Genomic DNA, 18,552 nt, shown 5'->3' with positions numbered 1-18,552 from the left:
ATGTAATTCTTAAAAATCGCCTATAAAAACTGGGGAACAGCATGTCTAAATTTAAATTTTTCTGGATAATAATTTTTTTTATACTCAATGCTTGTTCAGAATCAGAGCAAAATTCATATTCTGAGCAATTTATAGATCAAATAAAAAAGGATATATACCCTAGACCAAAGCCTAATCCAGATAGGAATGCTTATTTTGGTGATTTACATGTTCATACAGCAAACTCATTTGATGCATATACATTTGGGACTATAAGCACACCTGCAGATGCATATAGATTTGCTCAAGGTGAAGCGATACCGCATCCCACAGGATACAAAATACAACTAAAAAAGCCTTTAGATTTCTATGCTGTAACTGATCATGCTGTTTTTTTAGGACTATTAAAAGAATCGGCAGATACAAGCACCGAGTTCTCTAAGTATGAAATCTCAAAGCCCATGCATGACCTCAATAAGACGGTAAGTAATAGTATATTTTCAATTCTTGAGAGAAATGGTCTTTTTAGGGCCTTTGGTAGCGAACTTGCTGAGGGTGTAGAGGACGGAAGTATTGATAGAGACATAATTCAGGAAGTAGGTAACTCGGTTTGGAAAAAAACTATTAAGGCAGCCAATGATGCATACAAACCAGGAATATTTACTACATTCGCTGGTTACGAATTTACTTCAAGTGTAGAGCTATATGATAAGTATCTTCATCGGAACGTAATCTTCAAGGATACAAAGAACCTTCCTGAACGCATTTTCTCAAGAGCAGATAGCCTCGATCCTGAAAAACTATGGGACTGGATGGATGGATTAAGGATAAGTGGGGTAGAGAGCTTGGCCATTCCTCATAATTCAAATATTTCAGGAGGGTCCGCCTTCTCTATGAATGATTATAACGGAGGTCCGATAGATGAGGCTTATGTTAATCAGCGACTTCGGAATGAACCTCTAACTGAGATAACACAGGCGAAAGGAACTTCCGAGACTCATCCATTTTTATCAAAGAATGATGAATGGGCAAACTTCGAAGCAAAAACAAATGTCGAAGGTGAGAACCTTATCAACAATTTAAAGGGAAGTTATGTAAGAGATGCATACTTAAGAGGATTAATAATCGAGGAAAAGGGTTTATCTAATCCTTTTAAATTCGGAGTAATTGGATCGAGTGATACCCATGTTGCAGGTGGCTCCTATACCGAGGAAACGCATTTTTCCAAAATAGGACTTTTAGACGGAGAACCATATTTACGAGGTTCAGTTCCTTTTAGAGGTTTTTATGGATTTATATCAAAAGTTTTTAGGCCTCAAACAGTCAGTGAAATAGGAGGCGAAAGTTATTTAAATATTGGAACACGTTTAATTAGATTTGGATCTTCAGGACTTGCAGGCGTGTGGGCTGAAGAAAATACTCGTGATTCGATTTATAACGCCTTTAGACGCAAGGAAACATTTGGCACCAGCGGACCTAGAATAAAAGTACGTTTTTTTGCTGGTTATAACCTAGAAGATTCAGAGCTTAGTGACCTTGGTCTCATAAAAGATGCCTATGTGAAAAATATTCCTATGGGAGGAACAATCACTCAAGTGGGCGATGAAAGTCCTAGATTTCTTGTTTGGGCAATTTCTGATCCTCTTGGAGCGCCTTTACAGAGAGTTCAAATAATCAAAGGATGGCTGGAAGAAGGAGAGCATAGAGAAAAGGTTTTTGACATAGCTTGCTCTGACAACGCAAATATAAATCCAACAACTCATAGGTGCGAAGACTATGATAATAATGTTAACTTAGATGATTGCTCCATAGATCTTAAAAAGGGCGATCCAGAGATAAAAACCTTTTGGAAAGACCCTGAATTTAAAAAAGATCAAAACACTTTTTATTATGCTAGAGTCCTAGAAAATCCTACTTGCAGGTGGTCAACTTGGGATGCGATCAGAGCAGGAGAGAAACCTAGACAAGATATACCCGTGATAATTCAGGAAAGGGCTTGGTCTTCTCCAATATGGTTATCAGGAAGTTAATTACCTAACATTTATAAGTTTTTTTAAGTGTAAAATATCATCATGAGAAATATATTTTTGGTGATCATGTCAGCTTTAATCGTCATTTCTTGTTCAGGAGGAGATGATAATTTAGATAACTTGTTAGAGAGTGATAATTTCCTAGAGAATAATTTAAGTAATCCTGGAGTTTTTGAAATTGAGGCTGGTCTTCAGTATGAAAAATTAAAGACGAGTGGCAGCGGGATAAGTCCTAGCCTTGAAGATGTAATTAATGCAGACTTCCATGGTACTTTATTAGATGGATCGGTCTTCTGGAGCTCCATTGAAAATGGAGAACCATTAGTGGTAACTCTTGCTCAACTTATTCCGGGATGCCAGAAAGCAATATCTCTAATGGAAGTTGGGGATAGTTGGAAATTATTTATACATCCTGACCTTGCTTATGGAACAGCGGGCAGGCCAGGTATTCCTCCTAACTCCTTATTAATTTTCGAAGTAAGCCTTCATTCAATAGAAACTTAAGAAAAAGTGGATGGCCAATGATACGATTAAACTGACCAACCACTTTTCTCAAGATTATGATTTCTCATAACTCGCTCATCCATGAGCGAAGAGATCTTAGGTAAGATTGGAGCCGAGCGTCTACAATTTATAAGGAAGTACGTGCCCGAAATTTCCAAGATTATTAGCAAAGCGGCTCAAGCAATTATTTAAGGGCATTTAGATTTTTTTCAAGATAAAAAATAGTTTTTTTAGTATAAAGTCACAAAAAAGGAAGAATCATGAGATACGAAGAAGTCATAAATGATAGAAGAAGTGCAAGAGGTTATTTAGATAAACCCGTACCAAAAGCAGTTTTAGAAGAAGTCATAAAGTTGGCTACTAGAGCTCCGTCTTCAATGAATACACAACCTTGGCATTTTCATGTTATTACTGGAACTGCCTTGGACAATATTAGAAAAGAGAATACAAAAAGAAATGTTGAGGGTGTTCCGCCGTCTAGAGAAATTAGACCGCCCATGGGTTATCAGGGCGTGCATAGAGAAAGACAAATAGAGATCGCCATTCAGCTTTTCAAAGAAATGGGTATAGAAAGAGATGATAAAGAAGCCAGACAAGATTGGGTGTTAAGAGGTTTTAGACAATTTGATGCACCAGTAGCCATAATCGTGACTTTTGATAAAGAATTAAAAGATGAAGACATCTCAAAGTTTGATTGCGGTGCGGCTGTAAACGGATTAGTAAATGCTGGTTGGTCTAAAGGACTTGGATCTGTCATTAATAGTCAGGGAATAATGCAGTCTCCAGTTGTAAGAGAATATGCCAAGATTCCAGATGATCAAGTCATTATGATTTGTGTAGCGATGGGTTATCCGGATGATAATTTTCCAGCTAATAAGGTAGTTTCAAAAAGGAGGCCTGTTTCAGAAGTAGCTACTTTTATTGGATTTGAGGAATAGCGAATGTATCGCTTACTATTTTTAATATTTTTTTGGCCAAATTTAATCTTTAGCACTGTATTTATCGATGTCAGGACAGTTGCAGAGTTTGAAAACGAATCGATAGTGAATACACAAAATATTGAATGGCAAAATATTTCAGATATTCAGACATTTATTTCAAAAGATGAGGAAATCTTTCTGTTTTGTAGAAGCGGCAAGAGGTCTGGGAAAGCTAAGAAAATACTTGAAGCAGAAGGCTATACTAGGGTAATAAATATTGGTGGATTCGAGGAAGCTAAAGAATTTATTGGTGCTAAGAGAAGTGCTCCTTAAAATTGATGCTAACGAATATAAAGGCTAGAATGCAAGCATGGAGTGGTTAAGTCAACATCTTGAACAATGGGCTTTAGTTTGGTTCGGCTTTTTATTTTGGGGTAGTATTTTTGGAGCTACTCTTCTCTATTTTTTTGAAGCAGGTCTTCTTATTTCTTTAACTGGCTATGGTTTAGGACTTCTGTTTGGTCTCTTAGCAAAAAATAAAGGTTGGTCATGGATTACGTAAATGATAATTCCATAGATTTATCCATAGAAGCAGAAAGAGAAGTTGCTAGGACTTTTATGGGCCGAATCGAATGGGAAATGATCCTTATAGGTCTTGGGCAATTCACAATATGGGTAGTTACTTGGGTACTTGTTCTTAACGCAATAATTCCACTTTTCGTTGGATTTTTGATTGCTCTTTTTACAGCTTGCAATGCCTATCTTCCATCTCATGCTGGTCAGCATGGTCATTTATCAGGCGGAAGGAAGAATCTTAAATGGCTAGATTTTTGGGTAGGACAAATAAGTGTAATCCCATTAGCGCAGTCTCATGACGCATTGAAGGCAACTCATTTAAAACATCATGCTCATACAAATGATCCAGATAATGATCCAGATTTTTTCCATGGTAATGCTAACAGCTGGCTTGGAGCGGTTAGAAATGTAAATGTTTCTTACAATGATGATGGTCCAGCTATGAAATCTATTGGAAAACACATGGAAGAGGATCCAAAATTCAAAGCTGCGTTAGAGAAAGGTGGAGCATGGACTCTACTTTTTTACTTCGTTCAAATCTTCATGGCTATTCTTTATCCCCTTGAGACCTTGCTCTTGTGGTGGATCCCAAAAAGAGTAGCAACGTCCTACTTGGGCGTTGTGTTCTCCTACTTGCCACACTCTGGGTTGGGTAGCGGACGTTATAAAGATACCAGATTTTGGACTAACAAAATTCCCAGATTCTTGAATCATTCAATGCAAATACACTCTATGCATCATATGTATCCAAGAATTTGTCACTATGATGAAGCCAAAGCTATACAGGCTTTGAAGCCTTATATGATTGCAAGGGGCATACCGGGAGCCGAGCATATTCCTGATAAGCTGAGATGGAATCCCGTAACTTATATTAAAGAGGTTTATTATGGACGCTAAAGAGAAAATTAAAGAAGGTGTACAGTTATATTTTGATTCTATGTATGAGTCAGATCCCGAAAAAGTAAGACAAGCCTTTCATCCAAATGCAATGATCACTGGTTATTTAGAAACAGGTCTTGCAGAAATGACTGTAGATGAATTTGCAGAATTTGTAGAGAGCCAAGATCCGTCTCCTAAGGAAAAGGGTGATGAAATTCTTCTCGAAATAGTCTCTTGTGATATTGCAGGTTCAACAGCCTCTGTTTCAGTAAGAGATGGCTATATCGGTCATGTCTTTTTAGATACTCTTTCTTTCTTAGAAAAAGATGGCGAATGGAAGATTTATAATAAATTGTTCCATGTAGAGTCATAAATAGTGAGTATGAAAGTTAGACAGATTTCAGCTGCTCTTGGTGCTGAGATAACGAATGTCGATTTAGCTCAAATATCTGATGATCAAGTGGAAGAGGTTAAATCTCTTTTAACCGAGCACAAAGTGATATTTTTTCCCGGTCAGAAGTTAAGTCAAGATGAGCATGTTGAATATGGTGCTAAGTTTGGTGAACTTGAAGGTCATCCAAACCTAAAAAATAAAACAGTGACTCATCCAAAGATCTTTGAACTTGCTGCTAGCTCCGGTGGAATAGCTGATGAGTGGCATACGGATATAACTTTTCAAGACTCTCCAGCTATTATGTCTGTACTTCATATGGTCAAGTGTCCTGAATTGGGTGGAGATACAATGTGGAGTAATTTAAATGCGGCATACGAAGCTTTATCTGATCCAATCAAAGATTTATGTGAAGGAATAACTGCCCTACATGATGCTAGACCTCATGGAAAACCTGAAAAAACTGCTATACATCCCGTTGTGAGGTTGCATCCCATTTCGGGAAAGAAAGTCTTATATGTAAATGAGCACTTTACTAGAAGAATTGTTGAAATGAATATTGAAGAGAGCGATATGTTGCTTGCTTATTTAACAAAGTGGGTGACAAGACCTCAGTTCACCGTTCGTTATCAATGGACTCCGGGCACTATTGCCATGTGGGATAACCGGAGCACCCAACATTATGTAGTAAATGATTTCGTGGGTGAGAGGATTATTCAAAGGGTAACCATAATGGGAGACGAAGTATTAGGATCTTCTAATCCTAGATGGAAGCCTGCTTTAAGAGAGGGTTTCTCAGCTATAACAACTCACGATAAACAATTAATTAATCACCTCAAGAATAAAGGGACCTTATAGTTTCATAAAATAAAGTTATTTCAATCGACTTCTTAGATTATGAATAATTCAGTTAAAAATACTCAATTTCTTTTTGATAAATTTATTGGGATCCTCATATTTCTAAACATTTTTCATCAAGTAATTTCATCGATGGACTTAAGAGGCTATGAATCAATGCTTAGCTATGGGAATATCTTTTTTCAGCTGTCTATGCTGATTTTTTTAGGCGAGGTTATTTACAGATTTATATTGGAGAGGAAGCTTGGCTTTTTGAATGTAGTGGACTCTCTAGTTTTGATTAACTACTTTTTTATCGGGATTTTAGATTTAAGAATATTCAGATTATTCAGATTTTTTGATATTTTCAGCAGGACTAGAATTTTATTACCCAGCAACACTTTATTTAAAACTATCCAAATGCAGCGACATAGTTTGCTGGGTTCTTTATTTTTAGTTCTATCTGTTCTCTTATTATTTTCGACCATTATGTACTTCGTTGAGAGAGAAGCTCAACCTGATAAGTTTGGGAGTATTCCATTGGCTATATGGTGGGGCATGGAGACATTAACAACTGTAGGTTACGGAGATGTTCATCCTATCACTCCTCTGGGCAAAGTTTTAGGAACACTGACAATGTTGTTAGGCATAGGAATGTTTGCTCTTCCGGCTGCAATTCTAGGTTCAGCCTACTATGAGGAAATGCAGAAAAGAAACTTCTTAGTGACCTTTGAAGCTATTCTAGAAGTCCCTCTTTTTGAGGAAATGCCAATTAAGGCACTAAGTAAAATTAATGAAAAACTGGATGCAGTGCTTCTTCCTTCGAATGAAGCTGTTTTTGAAAAGGGTGATGAGGCAGACTCAATGTATATTATTGAATCGGGTAGTGCTCAAGTTGAATTAGAAAATCCAGTAATCCTTGAGAAAGGAGATTATTTTGGTGAAATGGGGCTTATAAATAATAATCCCAGAACAGCAACCATTACTACTTTAGAGGAAGTTAAACTTCTGCAACTAAAAAAAGAAGACTTAGAAGAACTGTTTGATGAACACCCAACTTTATTTAGAGCTATAGAGGCAAAATTAGAAGCTATCAATAGTTAAAAAGAATAAGAAAATTCAGTTGCTATCTGTTCATCTTGGTTTTCAGCAAATTCTGGAGGCCTTGAATCGTAAAAACTGCTCAGCTGCAGCGAAATACTAATATTTTCATTAACTAAGAAATTAAGTCCAGCAAGTATGCTGGCCTTATAGTCATCAGTATCATTCAGAGCAGGTTGAAAGTAAGCCGTTAAGAGAAGATTAACATTCTTAGCAAGGCCATATTGATCCGTGAAATACATTGAAAGCCTCTCAGTATCTGATTCAATGCCTTGCAAGTCCTCTTCATCTTCAGTCAAAACTCCTATGCCTATCTTAGTTGAATCATCTAGGCTTATCCTAGTACCAAAGCCGATGACATCTCTTTGAAAAAAAGTCCTAAAAGGGTTTTCACTGCGTTGAGCAAAGATTTCAGTACTGAAACGGGTCTTATTCAAAAAAATGACTCTTCCATGAATAAAATTTGAGTCCGATGTTCTAATCTCATTTTTTTTTCGTTCTGAAGTCTGAGCTATAAGAAAAGTTTCTATATTTTCAGTGTTGTTATCTATTCTGAGATTTAATGAATAGAAATCTCTATCTTCATTACCCCTTGAGCCGCTTAACTGGAATCCTAATTTTGAGAAAAATCCTACTTTACCTTCATTGCGTTGATCTTCAATATTTACAATAGCCTCTGAGCTTAGAAAATAAGTATTAAATAGTAAGAGGATAAGACTTAACTTTTTCATATTATTTGGTATTTGCTACAAAAACTCCCTGCCAGTCATTTGGAGGAGGATTCTCTATATATTCCTCAACTCGATTGGAGATAAGTTCATAGTATGTGTTAAAGGAAGGCACCTTTTCTTTGTAAGAAAGTATATGTGTTTTTACCCCTTCCCAGTTTTGAGTTCTGTACATTTCTATAAAGTTCTGGTGATCTTGATGGAATTGATCCATAACTTCAAATTTTTCTGGGAGTATTGTATAAATTTTTTCGGGCTCTTGTTTTCCTTTAACCGATATTAAATCAAGCTCTATGACTCGCAATGAGTCTAACCCCTGGATACTAGACTGACCTAGGATCATTGGAAAGCCGTAATTGCTAGATTGACCTTCTAATCGAGATGCTAAATTCACAGAATCACCTAATACCGTATAATCAAATCTTTGCTTCGATCCCATATTGCCTACAATACATTCACCAGTATTAATACCAATACCTATCTCTAATTCGTCCTGATCAATTTTTCCTAATTTGTTGTTAAGATCATTAAGTGCATTTTGCATATTGAATGCCGCTTCTATAGCTCTTTCCCTATGATCCCTTTGATCAATTGGTGCATTCCAGAAAGCCATAATGCAGTCTCCCATATACTTATCTATTGTTCCTTCAGTCCTAAGTATTTCCTCACTAAGGACTGATAAAAGTTGATTGATTAAATCAGTTAGACCTTCAGGATCATTTTTATATTTCTCTGAAATTGCTGTAAAGCCTCTAATATCAGAGAACAGCACAGTCATTTCCTTTCTTTCACCTCCCAAAACCAGGGATTCACTTGATTCTGCCAATTTGCTCACCATAACTGGACTCAAATATTGAGCAAATGCATTTCTTACCTTACTTCTTTCAATCTCAGTAAATAAGAAATTAAAGAAAGTAATAATTATGTAAGCCAAAAGACAGATCACCATCGGTGAAATTGGATCAACTAAATAGAGATATGTGATAAAAAAATAATAACTACTTAGGGTGATCAGTCCATTGCCAATACCAAAGGCTACTAAGCCCCCAATCGGACCCTGTTTTTGTATTGTCAGTGTAATAGCCACCGAGAAAATTAGACCTACTAAGAATTCTAGACCCAAAAGCCAATCAGGTCTTTTCAGGAAAGTATTTGAAAAGATCTGTTGAACAAATTGTGCGATGATTGAAACCCCAGGTATATTTTTTTCCAGCGCATTCGAACGTAAATCAAATAAACCTGAAGCACTAGTGCCTACAATAGCTACTTTTCCTTCGAACAAAAGGGGATCAATCGATTCATTTATAACTTGCCACGCAGATAGAGTTTTTAGATTTTTGCTTAGTGTTGGATATAGCCAGAAAGTACCATCAGGATTAGTAGGCATTATTAGGGATCCAAGTTTAATATGATTTATACCAGTATTTTCTCCAAATGCTTCCTCACTTGAAGCATTGGATGATTTAATTTGATAGGTTGAGGCCCCAATCGCAACTCTTACGATTTCCAAGGGAAGAGAGGATACTAATTGACCATCCACGTTTTCAAAACTTGGAAGCTTTCTTACGATTGCATCATTATTACCTATACTCATACTTCCCAAGCCCGCACTTTCTGATTCTAGTAAAGCTAAGTTTGTCTGTAGTCCAGAGTAAGATTGGACAAATAATTTAGGATCATCTCCTTGAGTTACTAATCCATACTTACTCTTATGAATAGCGTCGCTTTTTTGGTTATTTGGAGCTAAACCTAAGACAACTGTTCCGTGATTCGAAATGGCTCTTGCAAAAAGCTCATCATGATCAATAGTTTTTGAAAGTAACTTAACTAACTCTTTATCATCAGAATAGACCTCCTTGAGTTGTTTTGATCCTGTTCTGTCAGCTTCAGCGAAAACTATATCAAAGGCTGTGACTGCTGCTAATTGAGTTTGATCGGTTAATTTTGCTAACTTGTCCCTCGACCATGGCCATTGGCCAATTTTATTAAGAGATTCATCATCAATATCAATAATGATGATCGGATCATCCTTTAATTCCTCTCTAGGAAAAAGAATCTTAAACGTATCAAACGAGGCAGTTCTTAAATCACTGAATATTCCTAGAGGATTCAATAAAGGAATAAACGCTAATAGAATAGCAAGAGGTAATAAAGCTTTTTTGCCTGCACTAGCAATATTCATAAACCCTAAATTTTACAGGTTATCAGAAATCCATTAAATATACTTTATAGTTGGTTTGAAATGCTTGATAATTCCGCAAAATTTTTTTTGGGATAATTTTGAGATTCTCTTATAGACAGCTTAAAAAAGCTTTTGTATTGCTTTTGGTCATATTCCTGTGCTCACAAAGCCTAATCTTAGCAAACGTAGCACCCGTAATTACCGATCCTAAAATGATTGAGGAAACCAATGCTGAAAGAGAAAAGATTTTTTCGGCATTAATAGAAGATCCTACTAATTTAGATTACTTATTTACGTATGCTAATTTGTCGATACTTTTAGGCGATCTTGAGGCTGCAATTAGTGTTTTTGAGCAAATGCTAATCTATGAACCAGATCTGCCAAGAATTCGACTTGAATTAGGCGTTTTATATTTTCGCCTCAATGCCTATCCGTCCGCTAAGCTATATCTAAACAGTGTTAAGAATTATGATGCTCCAGAAGAGGTGTTAAAAAAAGTTGATTCTTTTTTAAATTCTATAGTGGAGGCTGAAAAGGATTATATTCATCAGCATATATTCAGTATGGGCTTAACTAGATCTAGTAACGCTAATTCAGGTATTGATCAGGATATTATCGAAATCGCTGGATTTCCTTTGACAGTACCAGAGGGCTCAAAACCTCAGGGAGATATTACAAAAAACTTCCGCTATACGTACACACTCAATCAAGATCTTAATCATCCTCGTGGTGATCAAATCAATTATGTTATCGCTCTTACAGATCAAAGACTCGATTCTTTTCATCGATTTGATACTTCTTCCATTGTAACTTCTGCTACAAGAACATTTAATTTAGAGGGTAATCCTACCTCAATCTTTAGCCGACCTTCTTTAGATGCAAGTTTTACAGGCTTTGTCGTTTTACTGGCAGATAAAGCGCTTTTGAATTCACATAAGTATGATATTAAATTTACAGGTTCTCTAAGCGATAGCTTGCTATTCTCAATCGGCGGTTTTCATGATCAAAGAAAGTTTTTAATGAATGACTTGAAGAGTGGAATAATGAATGGCCTGATGATATCAAATTCATATGTTTCGAATTCGAATATTTTGACGGAAATAGAATATGAGTACTCTAAATTCAATGCGAAGGCATCCTATGAGACATATCAGTCAAACACATTCGGTTTGAATATTACTTCGCTCTTGGGAAAAGGGTGGGGATTTAAAGCCTCATTATCGCATTCAAATAAGCAACATTTCTCTCCGCTTCCTGTCTTTGGTGAAAGAAAAGAAGAGCTGAATTCAATAAAAGTAGAATTTTCTAAGTCCTCTTCGAATAATTGCTTATTTGCAAATTATAGAATTTCTAAAAATGATAATAAAAGTTCTATAGACATTTATGCTCGATCAAACCTCCAAGTTACGGCAGATTTTAGTTATGTTTGTCTACTCAATAGTTAAGTATGACTAGATTATTTAAAATTCATTTTATTTTGGCTCTTTTATTGAGCGTGCAAACTTCAATGTCAAAGGAGATTGGTGTTGCCTCTGCTGTTAACAAAAATACCACTGACTTAACATTGGAAGAAGAAAGAAAGCTCGTAGAGGCCGGATATAAAATCATACAAAACCATACTCTTGAAACAGATGCTATTGGGAGAGCGGCACTTCTTCTTATAGATGGGACTTCCTTTTCAATTGGGCCAAATTCCTCAGTCACTTTAGATAAATTCATCTATAACCCCGAAACTGCCGAAGGATCTTTGGAAGTTTCGTCTCGTGGGCTTTTAAGGTTGGTGGGAGGTAAAGTGACTAAGAAAAGGCCCGCCCTAATAAGAACCAATTCTGCTACTGTAGGTATCAGGGGTGGAATCACGATAGTTCAAACACAAGGACTCTCTACCTCTGCAGCTTTTGTCTATGGAGAAGAGTTGACTATGACTCCTAATCAAAATAGCGCAGCGGCCACTAGCTTGATAGAGAATGGGTTTGTTGTGACAGTTGAAGATCCAACGGACGAAGTAAGCGAACCTCAGCAGCTGAGTGAAACTTTTTTAGCAGAACTTCAAAAGGGACTAGAAGCTCGCGAAAATGATGAAGAATCATCAGAAGAAGAATCATCAGAAGAAGAATCGTCAGAAGAAGAATCGTCAGAAGAAGAGTCATCAGAAGAAGAATCATCAGAAGAGGAATCTACAGAGGAATCTAAAGAAGAGGAGTCAACAGAAGAATCAACTCAAGAAGAGTCGAGTGAAGAGTCCTCTGAAGAAACAACTTCAGAAGAAAGCGCTTCTGAAGAACAATCAGAAAGTACAACAGAAGAAACCAATACTTCTGAGGATCAAGGACAGGATAATGATACTCAACAGGAAAGTGCCTCAGTCACAGAAACAGAATCTGGATCAGATAACAGCGCTGCACAAGATGACAGTACATCTGACTCTAGTGTAGAAAATCAAATATCTGATCAAGCAGATACTTCAGCTGGGGTTGATAATGATCCTCAACCAGACGTTGATGAAAGCGCACTAGATTCTTCTGGAGTATCGGATAACTCTTCGGATATAGCTCCATCAGAACTTTCTACGGCTGATGATGTTGTTGATACTGCAGTCGATGTTGATACAACTTCTGAAGAAGTTGAAGAAACTACTGAAGAAACAGAAGAAGCCTCAGAAACCTCCATTGAAGATACTGCTGCAGTTGAAACAACCGAGACTATAGTTGAAGAGGCACCTTTTGATGCTTCTCTAAGCAATGCAAGTATTCAAATCAATGAGAATGAGACAGATATCAATTTAGCAACTCTTCAAACCAATAAAGATGATGATGTAGAAGTTACGGTCACAATTGACGGAGAAGATAAAGATTTATTCCAATACGATCCTTCTACTAATTCACTAAGTTTTATCGGTGAAGCTAACTACGAAGATCAAACTAATTTCTCATTGAACTTAATAGTTCAAAGAGAGGATGAAGAAGTAGTAATACCTGTGAATATTTCAGTTCGAGATATCAACGAGGCACCTTCAGTAAGTACCGAAATTCAGGATTCTTATGCAGAAGATCTAGCTACAGGGTCTGTTTTAGTGGGGGTCACTATCTCCGATCCTGAGAATCAAGAAGTCACTTATTCGATAAGTGGAGAGGGTAGTGATAAATTTACTATTGATGAAGCTGGCAATATTACATTAGCAGAGAGCTTCGACTTTGAAACCAAGGCCTCCTATACCCTCACAGTAATAGCGACCGATGGAGAGCTTAGCTCTGAGACGGAAGTTTTTATCAATGTTGGCGATATTAATGAAGCACCTTCATTATCTTCAGCTTTATCCTCAACATCTTTTAGTGAAGATTCAGCCTTAGGCACGATTATTGCAACTTCAAGCGTAGCAGATCCCGAGTCCAATACCATAACTTACAGTTTGACAGGCCCAGGGAGTGAATACTTCAGTGTGGATGAGAATGGAAATGTAACTCTAAAGGATTCTTTAGACTTCGAAACTTACTCCAATTACGAGATTACCTTAGTTGCTAGTGACGGAGAATTGACAACTAGCTCTGTAATTACATTTGATATATCTGATGTTGATGAAGCACCTAGCCTTTCTTCAACCCTCAAATCAGAGAGCTTTGAAGAAAGTATTGCGGTGGGAACTGCACTGGCTACGATCAGTTCTGTTGATCCAGAATCACAAACTATTACCTATTCTTTGTCGGGAACGGGAAGTGAAAATTTTGAGATAGATAGCAAAGGCAATATTACTTCAAAGGTAACCTTCGATTATGAAACAGAAACATCTTATACCTTCAACGTCACTGCATCGGATGGAACCAACTCTACCACTTCACCTCTTACAATTACATTATCAGATGTTAATGAATCACCAGATGTCACAATCAGCCTTCAAGGAAGTGAATTTGCAGAAAATATAACTACAGGATCAACGATAGCTACCATTGCTTACACCGATCCAGAATCCGACGAACTTACTTATACTTTATCGGGTACAGGAAGTGATCAATTTTCAATTGATGATCAAGGCGTCATAACTTTGAAGACTGGTTTAGATTATGAGACCAAGACTTCTTATGAATTGACGCTGACGAGTAGTGACGGTACCAACTCGGTACAAACTCAGATTAATTTCTCGGTAACTGATATCAGCGAGCTTGCCCTTTCTTTGGATAATACGGAAGTTACGTTGGCTGAAAATATTTCAACAGGATCTTCAATTGCTCAAGCAAGCTCTTCTGATGCAGCTGGAGAGGTAACATACTCTATCTCCGAAGGAGGAGTGGCAAGTGATATTTTCTCGATTGATTCCCAAGGAAGAATTTCTCTGAAGTCTTCTTTAGATTATGAAACGAAAACTTCCTATGAACTTGAGATAGTTGCTTCTGACGGAAAAGAGACAGTGTCCAAACCACTGACAATCACTATTAGTGACGTTGATCTATCAGTCACTTCAAGTTTAGCTTCTGCAAGTCAAGCTGAGACTATTTCAACAGGGACATCAATATTGACGCTTTCAACAAGTAATGCTGAAGGAACTCTAAGCTACTCAATCACTGATGCTGATGATAAATTTGCGATTAATAGCTCTACAGGCGAGGTAACACTTGCTAATGCTTTAGATTATGAGACTAAAACTTCTCATTCATTTACGGTTACGGTTACTGATGGCGTAACAACTAGCTCCGAAACTTTCACATTAAATGTAACTGATATTGACTTAACTTTGAGCTCATCTTTGGCTTCTAGCTCTCAGTTGGAAACTATTTCTACGGGCACGACTATTGTGACATCCTCTACTTCTAATAGTGAAGGAACAGTCAGTTACTCCTTAACTGACGATGATAATAAATTCTCCATCGACAGCTCGACAGGAGAAGTGACCCTTTCCAATGCGCTGGACTACGAAACCAAAACATCTCATTCCTTTACAGTTACGGCTACCGATGGTGTTACTACAACTTCTCAGGTCTTTACATTGACTGTTGATAATGCAGCCATCAATACTCTCGCGGTTACCTTAGCAAATAGTGGAGCTGCTCTAGCTGAGTCTTCTAGTTCTGGAACTTCGGTAGGTAGTTCGAGTATTACTAATCCTGAGAGCGAAACCGTTTCTTACAGTCTGAGCGGAACTGGCAGTAGTAATTTTGCTGTCGATAGCTCTGGTAATATCACGACCAATGCAGCTTTAGATTATGAGACAGCCAAAAGTTACAGTTTAACTTTAACTGCAACCGCAGGAGGCACAACCACCACCGATGCCTTTACCGTTAATGTTAAGAATGTTGAAGAGCTTGAATCGGCAGTCTTGCGTTATTCTGCTGCCTATAACTCAGTCTCAAGAAGCGGCTTTAGTGCCACGGCCACGCGTGGACCTTCTGGTTCAAGTTTGCCGGCCTATACTCTTGAGCAAGTCGGTACTACCAATTCAACTGATATTACTAGTGTGGATGATACGTCTCTTAATTATGTGCCAGTTGAAATCAATTCTGGAACTGTGCTCAATTGGCGATATTATTTCCCCATCGATACCTCTGGCAATGGTGAATTTAGCTTTGCACCAAATTCTTCCGCACGCGATGGTAAATATTACAGCACTCAAGGCACGGCAGTCACTACCACTATAGACAACGCTGAATTCCTGACTGCAGGACGACTAGAAGGCGCTAAATATTGGTTTATGACCACTGATAAGTCTGCTTCGAATATAAATTACACAAGTTCAACTGCAACACCGAATGCTTTGATACTCACCGGAGGAACAGCGGGGAGTTGGGCAAACGATTTAGAAACAGGCACTAGATCTTGGCCAGCAGCTATAAATGAATTAGGAGGAACTTATACGCACTCAACAAATCCAAGTTCTGTTGCTAATATGAATCAATATACGCATGTGATAGATATTCGGTTAGGAAATGTTAACAATACTCTTAATTCTTCGATCGTTGACTTCGTTGCAAATGGAGGCATCTACAAGTCAATGTGGTACGAATGGAATGGTTGTTGTAGTTCTTCATATAATCGAGACCGTATAAATGAAATCTTAGAAGATTTGGGATACGGTTCTAATACTTACGTTGTTAGCGGCTCTTATGAAAATAATAGTGCTGTAACGATTTCGAACCCCAATATATCGGGAACCAGCTTCAATTATGATGCCTTGCCTTCTTCAATAGGTTTTCCAGGAACTTACCACAAAGGTATAGGATCTAGTATCGCGTCAGGATGTAACTTATTAACTCCTGGTGTTACCGGACTTATGATCTGTGATCCTGCCGCTAAGTCTAACAGCCAAACTCATACTGGGACCATTGTAGGAACTACAGATATAAATTGGCAGAATCAAGGATTAGGTTCATATAGTACCGCTAATGGTTACCTAGTGATGAAATGGATTTTGGAGCTCGGTTTGGCTCAAAACACCTCAACATACAACCTCTATGAAGATCAAGTCACTATAGCAGGTGAGGTCTACACCGATGCTTTATTTAAAACTCATACTGACTCCCAGGCCACTAACAAGCGAGTCTATGGTTTTCTGGTCATCCCGATTGAAAACTTCGCTGCAAGTGGAACCAGTAATGATTATTTTATTCCCAATTTCATCCCTAAGACACTTTGGTCCTATGGCGATGTGGGGCACGATTATTGTTTAGGTATGGCTAGTAATAGCGCCTCTGACTGTAATACCTATGAAAATTACTACGACTTTTCTAGCATTGCCCTTTCTGAAGCAGTTAACGCCGGTACTAAAAGGATTGATACATCCAGATTCACTGGTGGGTCAGCCAATGACTTTCCTGAAGGTCAATCCATGTGGTGGCAGGTGCTAGATACAAGTGGTACCTTCAATAAAGGAGTTGGGCTTTGGGCACAAATTTCTATAAAAGATTCATACGACGGAGCATCCGGTAGCACGACTCGAGACGATCAAGAAAGTCTTCTTAATGTCGTTATTTCTAGTATAGATGATCGTAAAAATGATACGACTCGATACTCAGTTGGAGATACTGGCTTGGGCATGGATGGTTATCATTATTGGTCTTATCAAGGTGCGACCAATGCCGACAATGATGGGTTGGGTATTAACTATGGCACCTCACCAATTGAGTGTGCAACCTCTATGGACACTGGTTGCTTTTGGGGTACGGACTCTGGCCAAACATTTCGTGGCGCCATGATTACTTCCTCTGATCCATATAAGTCAGGTGATATGACTTTGAGTGTCAATTACAACTCCAATAATGACACCTTCAGCACCGGAACCTTTAATCAGTCCATTGTTCAGGTAGATGCAAAAGGCTCAGCTAGTGGTAATTACTTGACAAGTTTACAAGCCTCAAATTTTAGAATGTTCAATGACGCTACAAATTACAGTGGATTTCTCAGTGGCATTCTAGAATTTGATGTCAGTGGTACAGGTAACTCTCAGCTGTCTTCAATTCGCTCAAGCAGCACTTTGGCCAGCTTTACATTTGATTTCACCAACGATGATGTGCAGGTGGTAGCGCCTATGACAGTGAGCGCAGCACCATCAAATAATTACACTTCAAATTGGTCAACCGTGGACACTGGCTCTATGACTCTTAAGTTTGGCGATGCTACTAATGACGAAGCGAAATCAGCTTTCATTTCTCACGAAGTCTTTGGTGCTGAGATTCAAGACGATGGGGCGCAAATTGATGGAACCTCAGGTGGTTCTAATAACTTGGCTGGAGTAATGGTTTCTTACAATACCTTGGAAAAAGAGGATTCTGATCTATTTCACACAGGAGGCAATGATTCAATGCCAGATACTCGCTATTCCAGTTGGGGTTTCTGGGCCATGAGTGCTGCCGATATATCTCCTAATTCAGGTGATCAAAATGCTTCAGTACACTTAGGTACTTGGGTAGGCGGTGAGCTCTTGGATCAAAACGACATACCAACTTCAGGATCCGCTTCTATGAGTGGTGCTGCTGCGGTCAATGTTGCATACAGATATAATCAGACTGGTACAAATTATGATGTACATAAATACACAACCACAGCTGATGTTGCAGCGTCATTTAGCTGGGGTGCCAGTGGATATTCTGGAACTTTAGATTTCACTAACTTTGATGATAAAAATCCGATTGTAGCAAATGCTGGTTTTGCTTCTTTTTCCGTAGCTATCACAGGAACCAATAATACTTACACAGGGACTTCTACGGATTCCTTGGATAACAGTTGGCTGGGTGGAGCTGCAGTGGCAGGTGCTCTGTTTGGAGATTCGTCTCAAAAGGAGAGTGGAGGAAGGGTGAATGTGAATTTATATAAATCTGGAGATACAGGAACAGCTGGAGCCAATGATTTTTATATGGCAGAAGGAATTTATCTGCTTTGTGAAAATGGTGGTTGCTAGTAGATTAAATTTTTCAACTATAATGCAAAAAAGGAGATAGTG

General features: G+C 38.0%; 12 protein-coding genes and 2 pseudogenes. 11 read left to right on the top strand and 3 right to left on the bottom strand.

All coding sequences use genetic code 11. The features are described 5' to 3' along the window. The first annotated feature begins 41 nt into the window (after positions 1-41). The 9 genes from M9C83_06765 (at position 42) to M9C83_06725 (ending at position 7,220) form a co-directional block, all read left to right on the top strand. Positions 42-2,009, top strand: coding sequence for a DUF3604 domain-containing protein (locus tag M9C83_06765; GenBank protein ID URQ66343.1), 1,968 nt, complete (start codon positions 42-44; stop codon positions 2,007-2,009). A gap of 42 nt (positions 2,010-2,051) precedes the next feature. Further along, positions 2,052-2,513, top strand: a complete 462-nt coding sequence (locus tag M9C83_06760) for an FKBP-type peptidyl-prolyl cis-trans isomerase (protein URQ66342.1) — start codon at positions 2,052-2,054, stop codon at positions 2,511-2,513. A 260-nt stretch (positions 2,514-2,773) separates the two neighbouring features. Further along, positions 2,774-3,451 (top strand): nitroreductase, encoded by a 678-nt coding sequence (locus M9C83_06755; protein URQ66341.1) that lies wholly within the window; start codon positions 2,774-2,776, stop codon positions 3,449-3,451. Positions 3,452-3,454: 3 nt separating this feature from the next. Then, positions 3,455-3,766, top strand: a complete 312-nt coding sequence (locus tag M9C83_06750) for a rhodanese-like domain-containing protein (protein ID URQ66340.1) — start codon at positions 3,455-3,457, stop codon at positions 3,764-3,766. A 37-nt stretch (positions 3,767-3,803) separates the two neighbouring features. Continuing rightward, positions 3,804-3,995 (top strand): hypothetical protein, encoded by a 192-nt coding sequence (locus M9C83_06745; protein ID URQ66339.1) that lies wholly within the window; start codon positions 3,804-3,806, stop codon positions 3,993-3,995. Continuing rightward, positions 3,983-4,906, top strand: coding sequence for a fatty acid desaturase (locus M9C83_06740; protein URQ66338.1), 924 nt, complete (start codon positions 3,983-3,985; stop codon positions 4,904-4,906). The genes M9C83_06745 and M9C83_06740 overlap by 13 nt, the downstream gene beginning before the upstream one ends. Then, positions 4,896-5,261, top strand: coding sequence for a nuclear transport factor 2 family protein (locus M9C83_06735; GenBank protein URQ66337.1), 366 nt, complete (start codon positions 4,896-4,898; stop codon positions 5,259-5,261). Before M9C83_06740 ends, M9C83_06735 begins: the two co-directional genes overlap by 11 nt. Before the next feature lie 9 nt (positions 5,262-5,270). Beyond that, the gene (locus tag M9C83_06730) at positions 5,271-6,137 is read left to right on the top strand and encodes a TauD/TfdA family dioxygenase (protein URQ66336.1); all 867 of its coding nucleotides are present in this window, start codon (positions 5,271-5,273) and stop codon (positions 6,135-6,137) included. Between the two features lie 39 nt (positions 6,138-6,176). Beyond that, positions 6,177-7,220, top strand: coding sequence for a cyclic nucleotide-binding domain-containing protein (locus M9C83_06725; protein ID URQ66335.1), 1,044 nt, complete (start codon positions 6,177-6,179; stop codon positions 7,218-7,220). Here the strand turns inward: M9C83_06725 and M9C83_06720 are convergent. From M9C83_06720 to M9C83_06710, 3 genes and pseudogenes are all read right to left on the bottom strand, one after another. After that, positions 7,217-7,948: a DUF481 domain-containing protein gene (locus M9C83_06720; GenBank protein ID URQ66334.1), complete on the bottom strand. Its 732-nt coding sequence runs from the start codon at positions 7,946-7,948 to the stop codon at positions 7,217-7,219. The two genes, M9C83_06725 and M9C83_06720, sit on opposite strands and share 4 nt — an antisense overlap. 259 nt (positions 7,949-8,207) lie before the next feature. Next, positions 8,208-8,810, bottom strand: a pseudogene (locus M9C83_06715) (adenylate/guanylate cyclase domain-containing protein). Between the two features lie 285 nt (positions 8,811-9,095). After that, a pseudogene (locus M9C83_06710) lies at positions 9,096-10,127 on the bottom strand (CHASE2 domain-containing protein). A gap of 98 nt (positions 10,128-10,225) precedes the next feature. Here M9C83_06710 and M9C83_06705 point away from each other — a divergent pair. Next, complete coding sequence (locus tag M9C83_06705) at positions 10,226-11,572, top strand: tetratricopeptide repeat protein (protein URQ66333.1); 1,347 nt, start codon at positions 10,226-10,228, stop codon at positions 11,570-11,572. A gap of 2 nt (positions 11,573-11,574) precedes the next feature. Beyond that, positions 11,575-18,510 (top strand): cadherin domain-containing protein, encoded by a 6,936-nt coding sequence (locus tag M9C83_06700; protein URQ66332.1) that lies wholly within the window; start codon positions 11,575-11,577, stop codon positions 18,508-18,510. Positions 18,511-18,552 lie beyond the last annotated feature (42 nt).

The organism is SAR86 cluster bacterium, from assembly GCA_023703575.1.
Lineage (GTDB): Bacteria > Pseudomonadota > Gammaproteobacteria > Magnimaribacterales > Magnimaribacteraceae > Magnimaribacter.
Note: the sequence above shows the minus strand (reverse complement) of the source record. Positions and strands in the feature narration are given on the sequence as shown.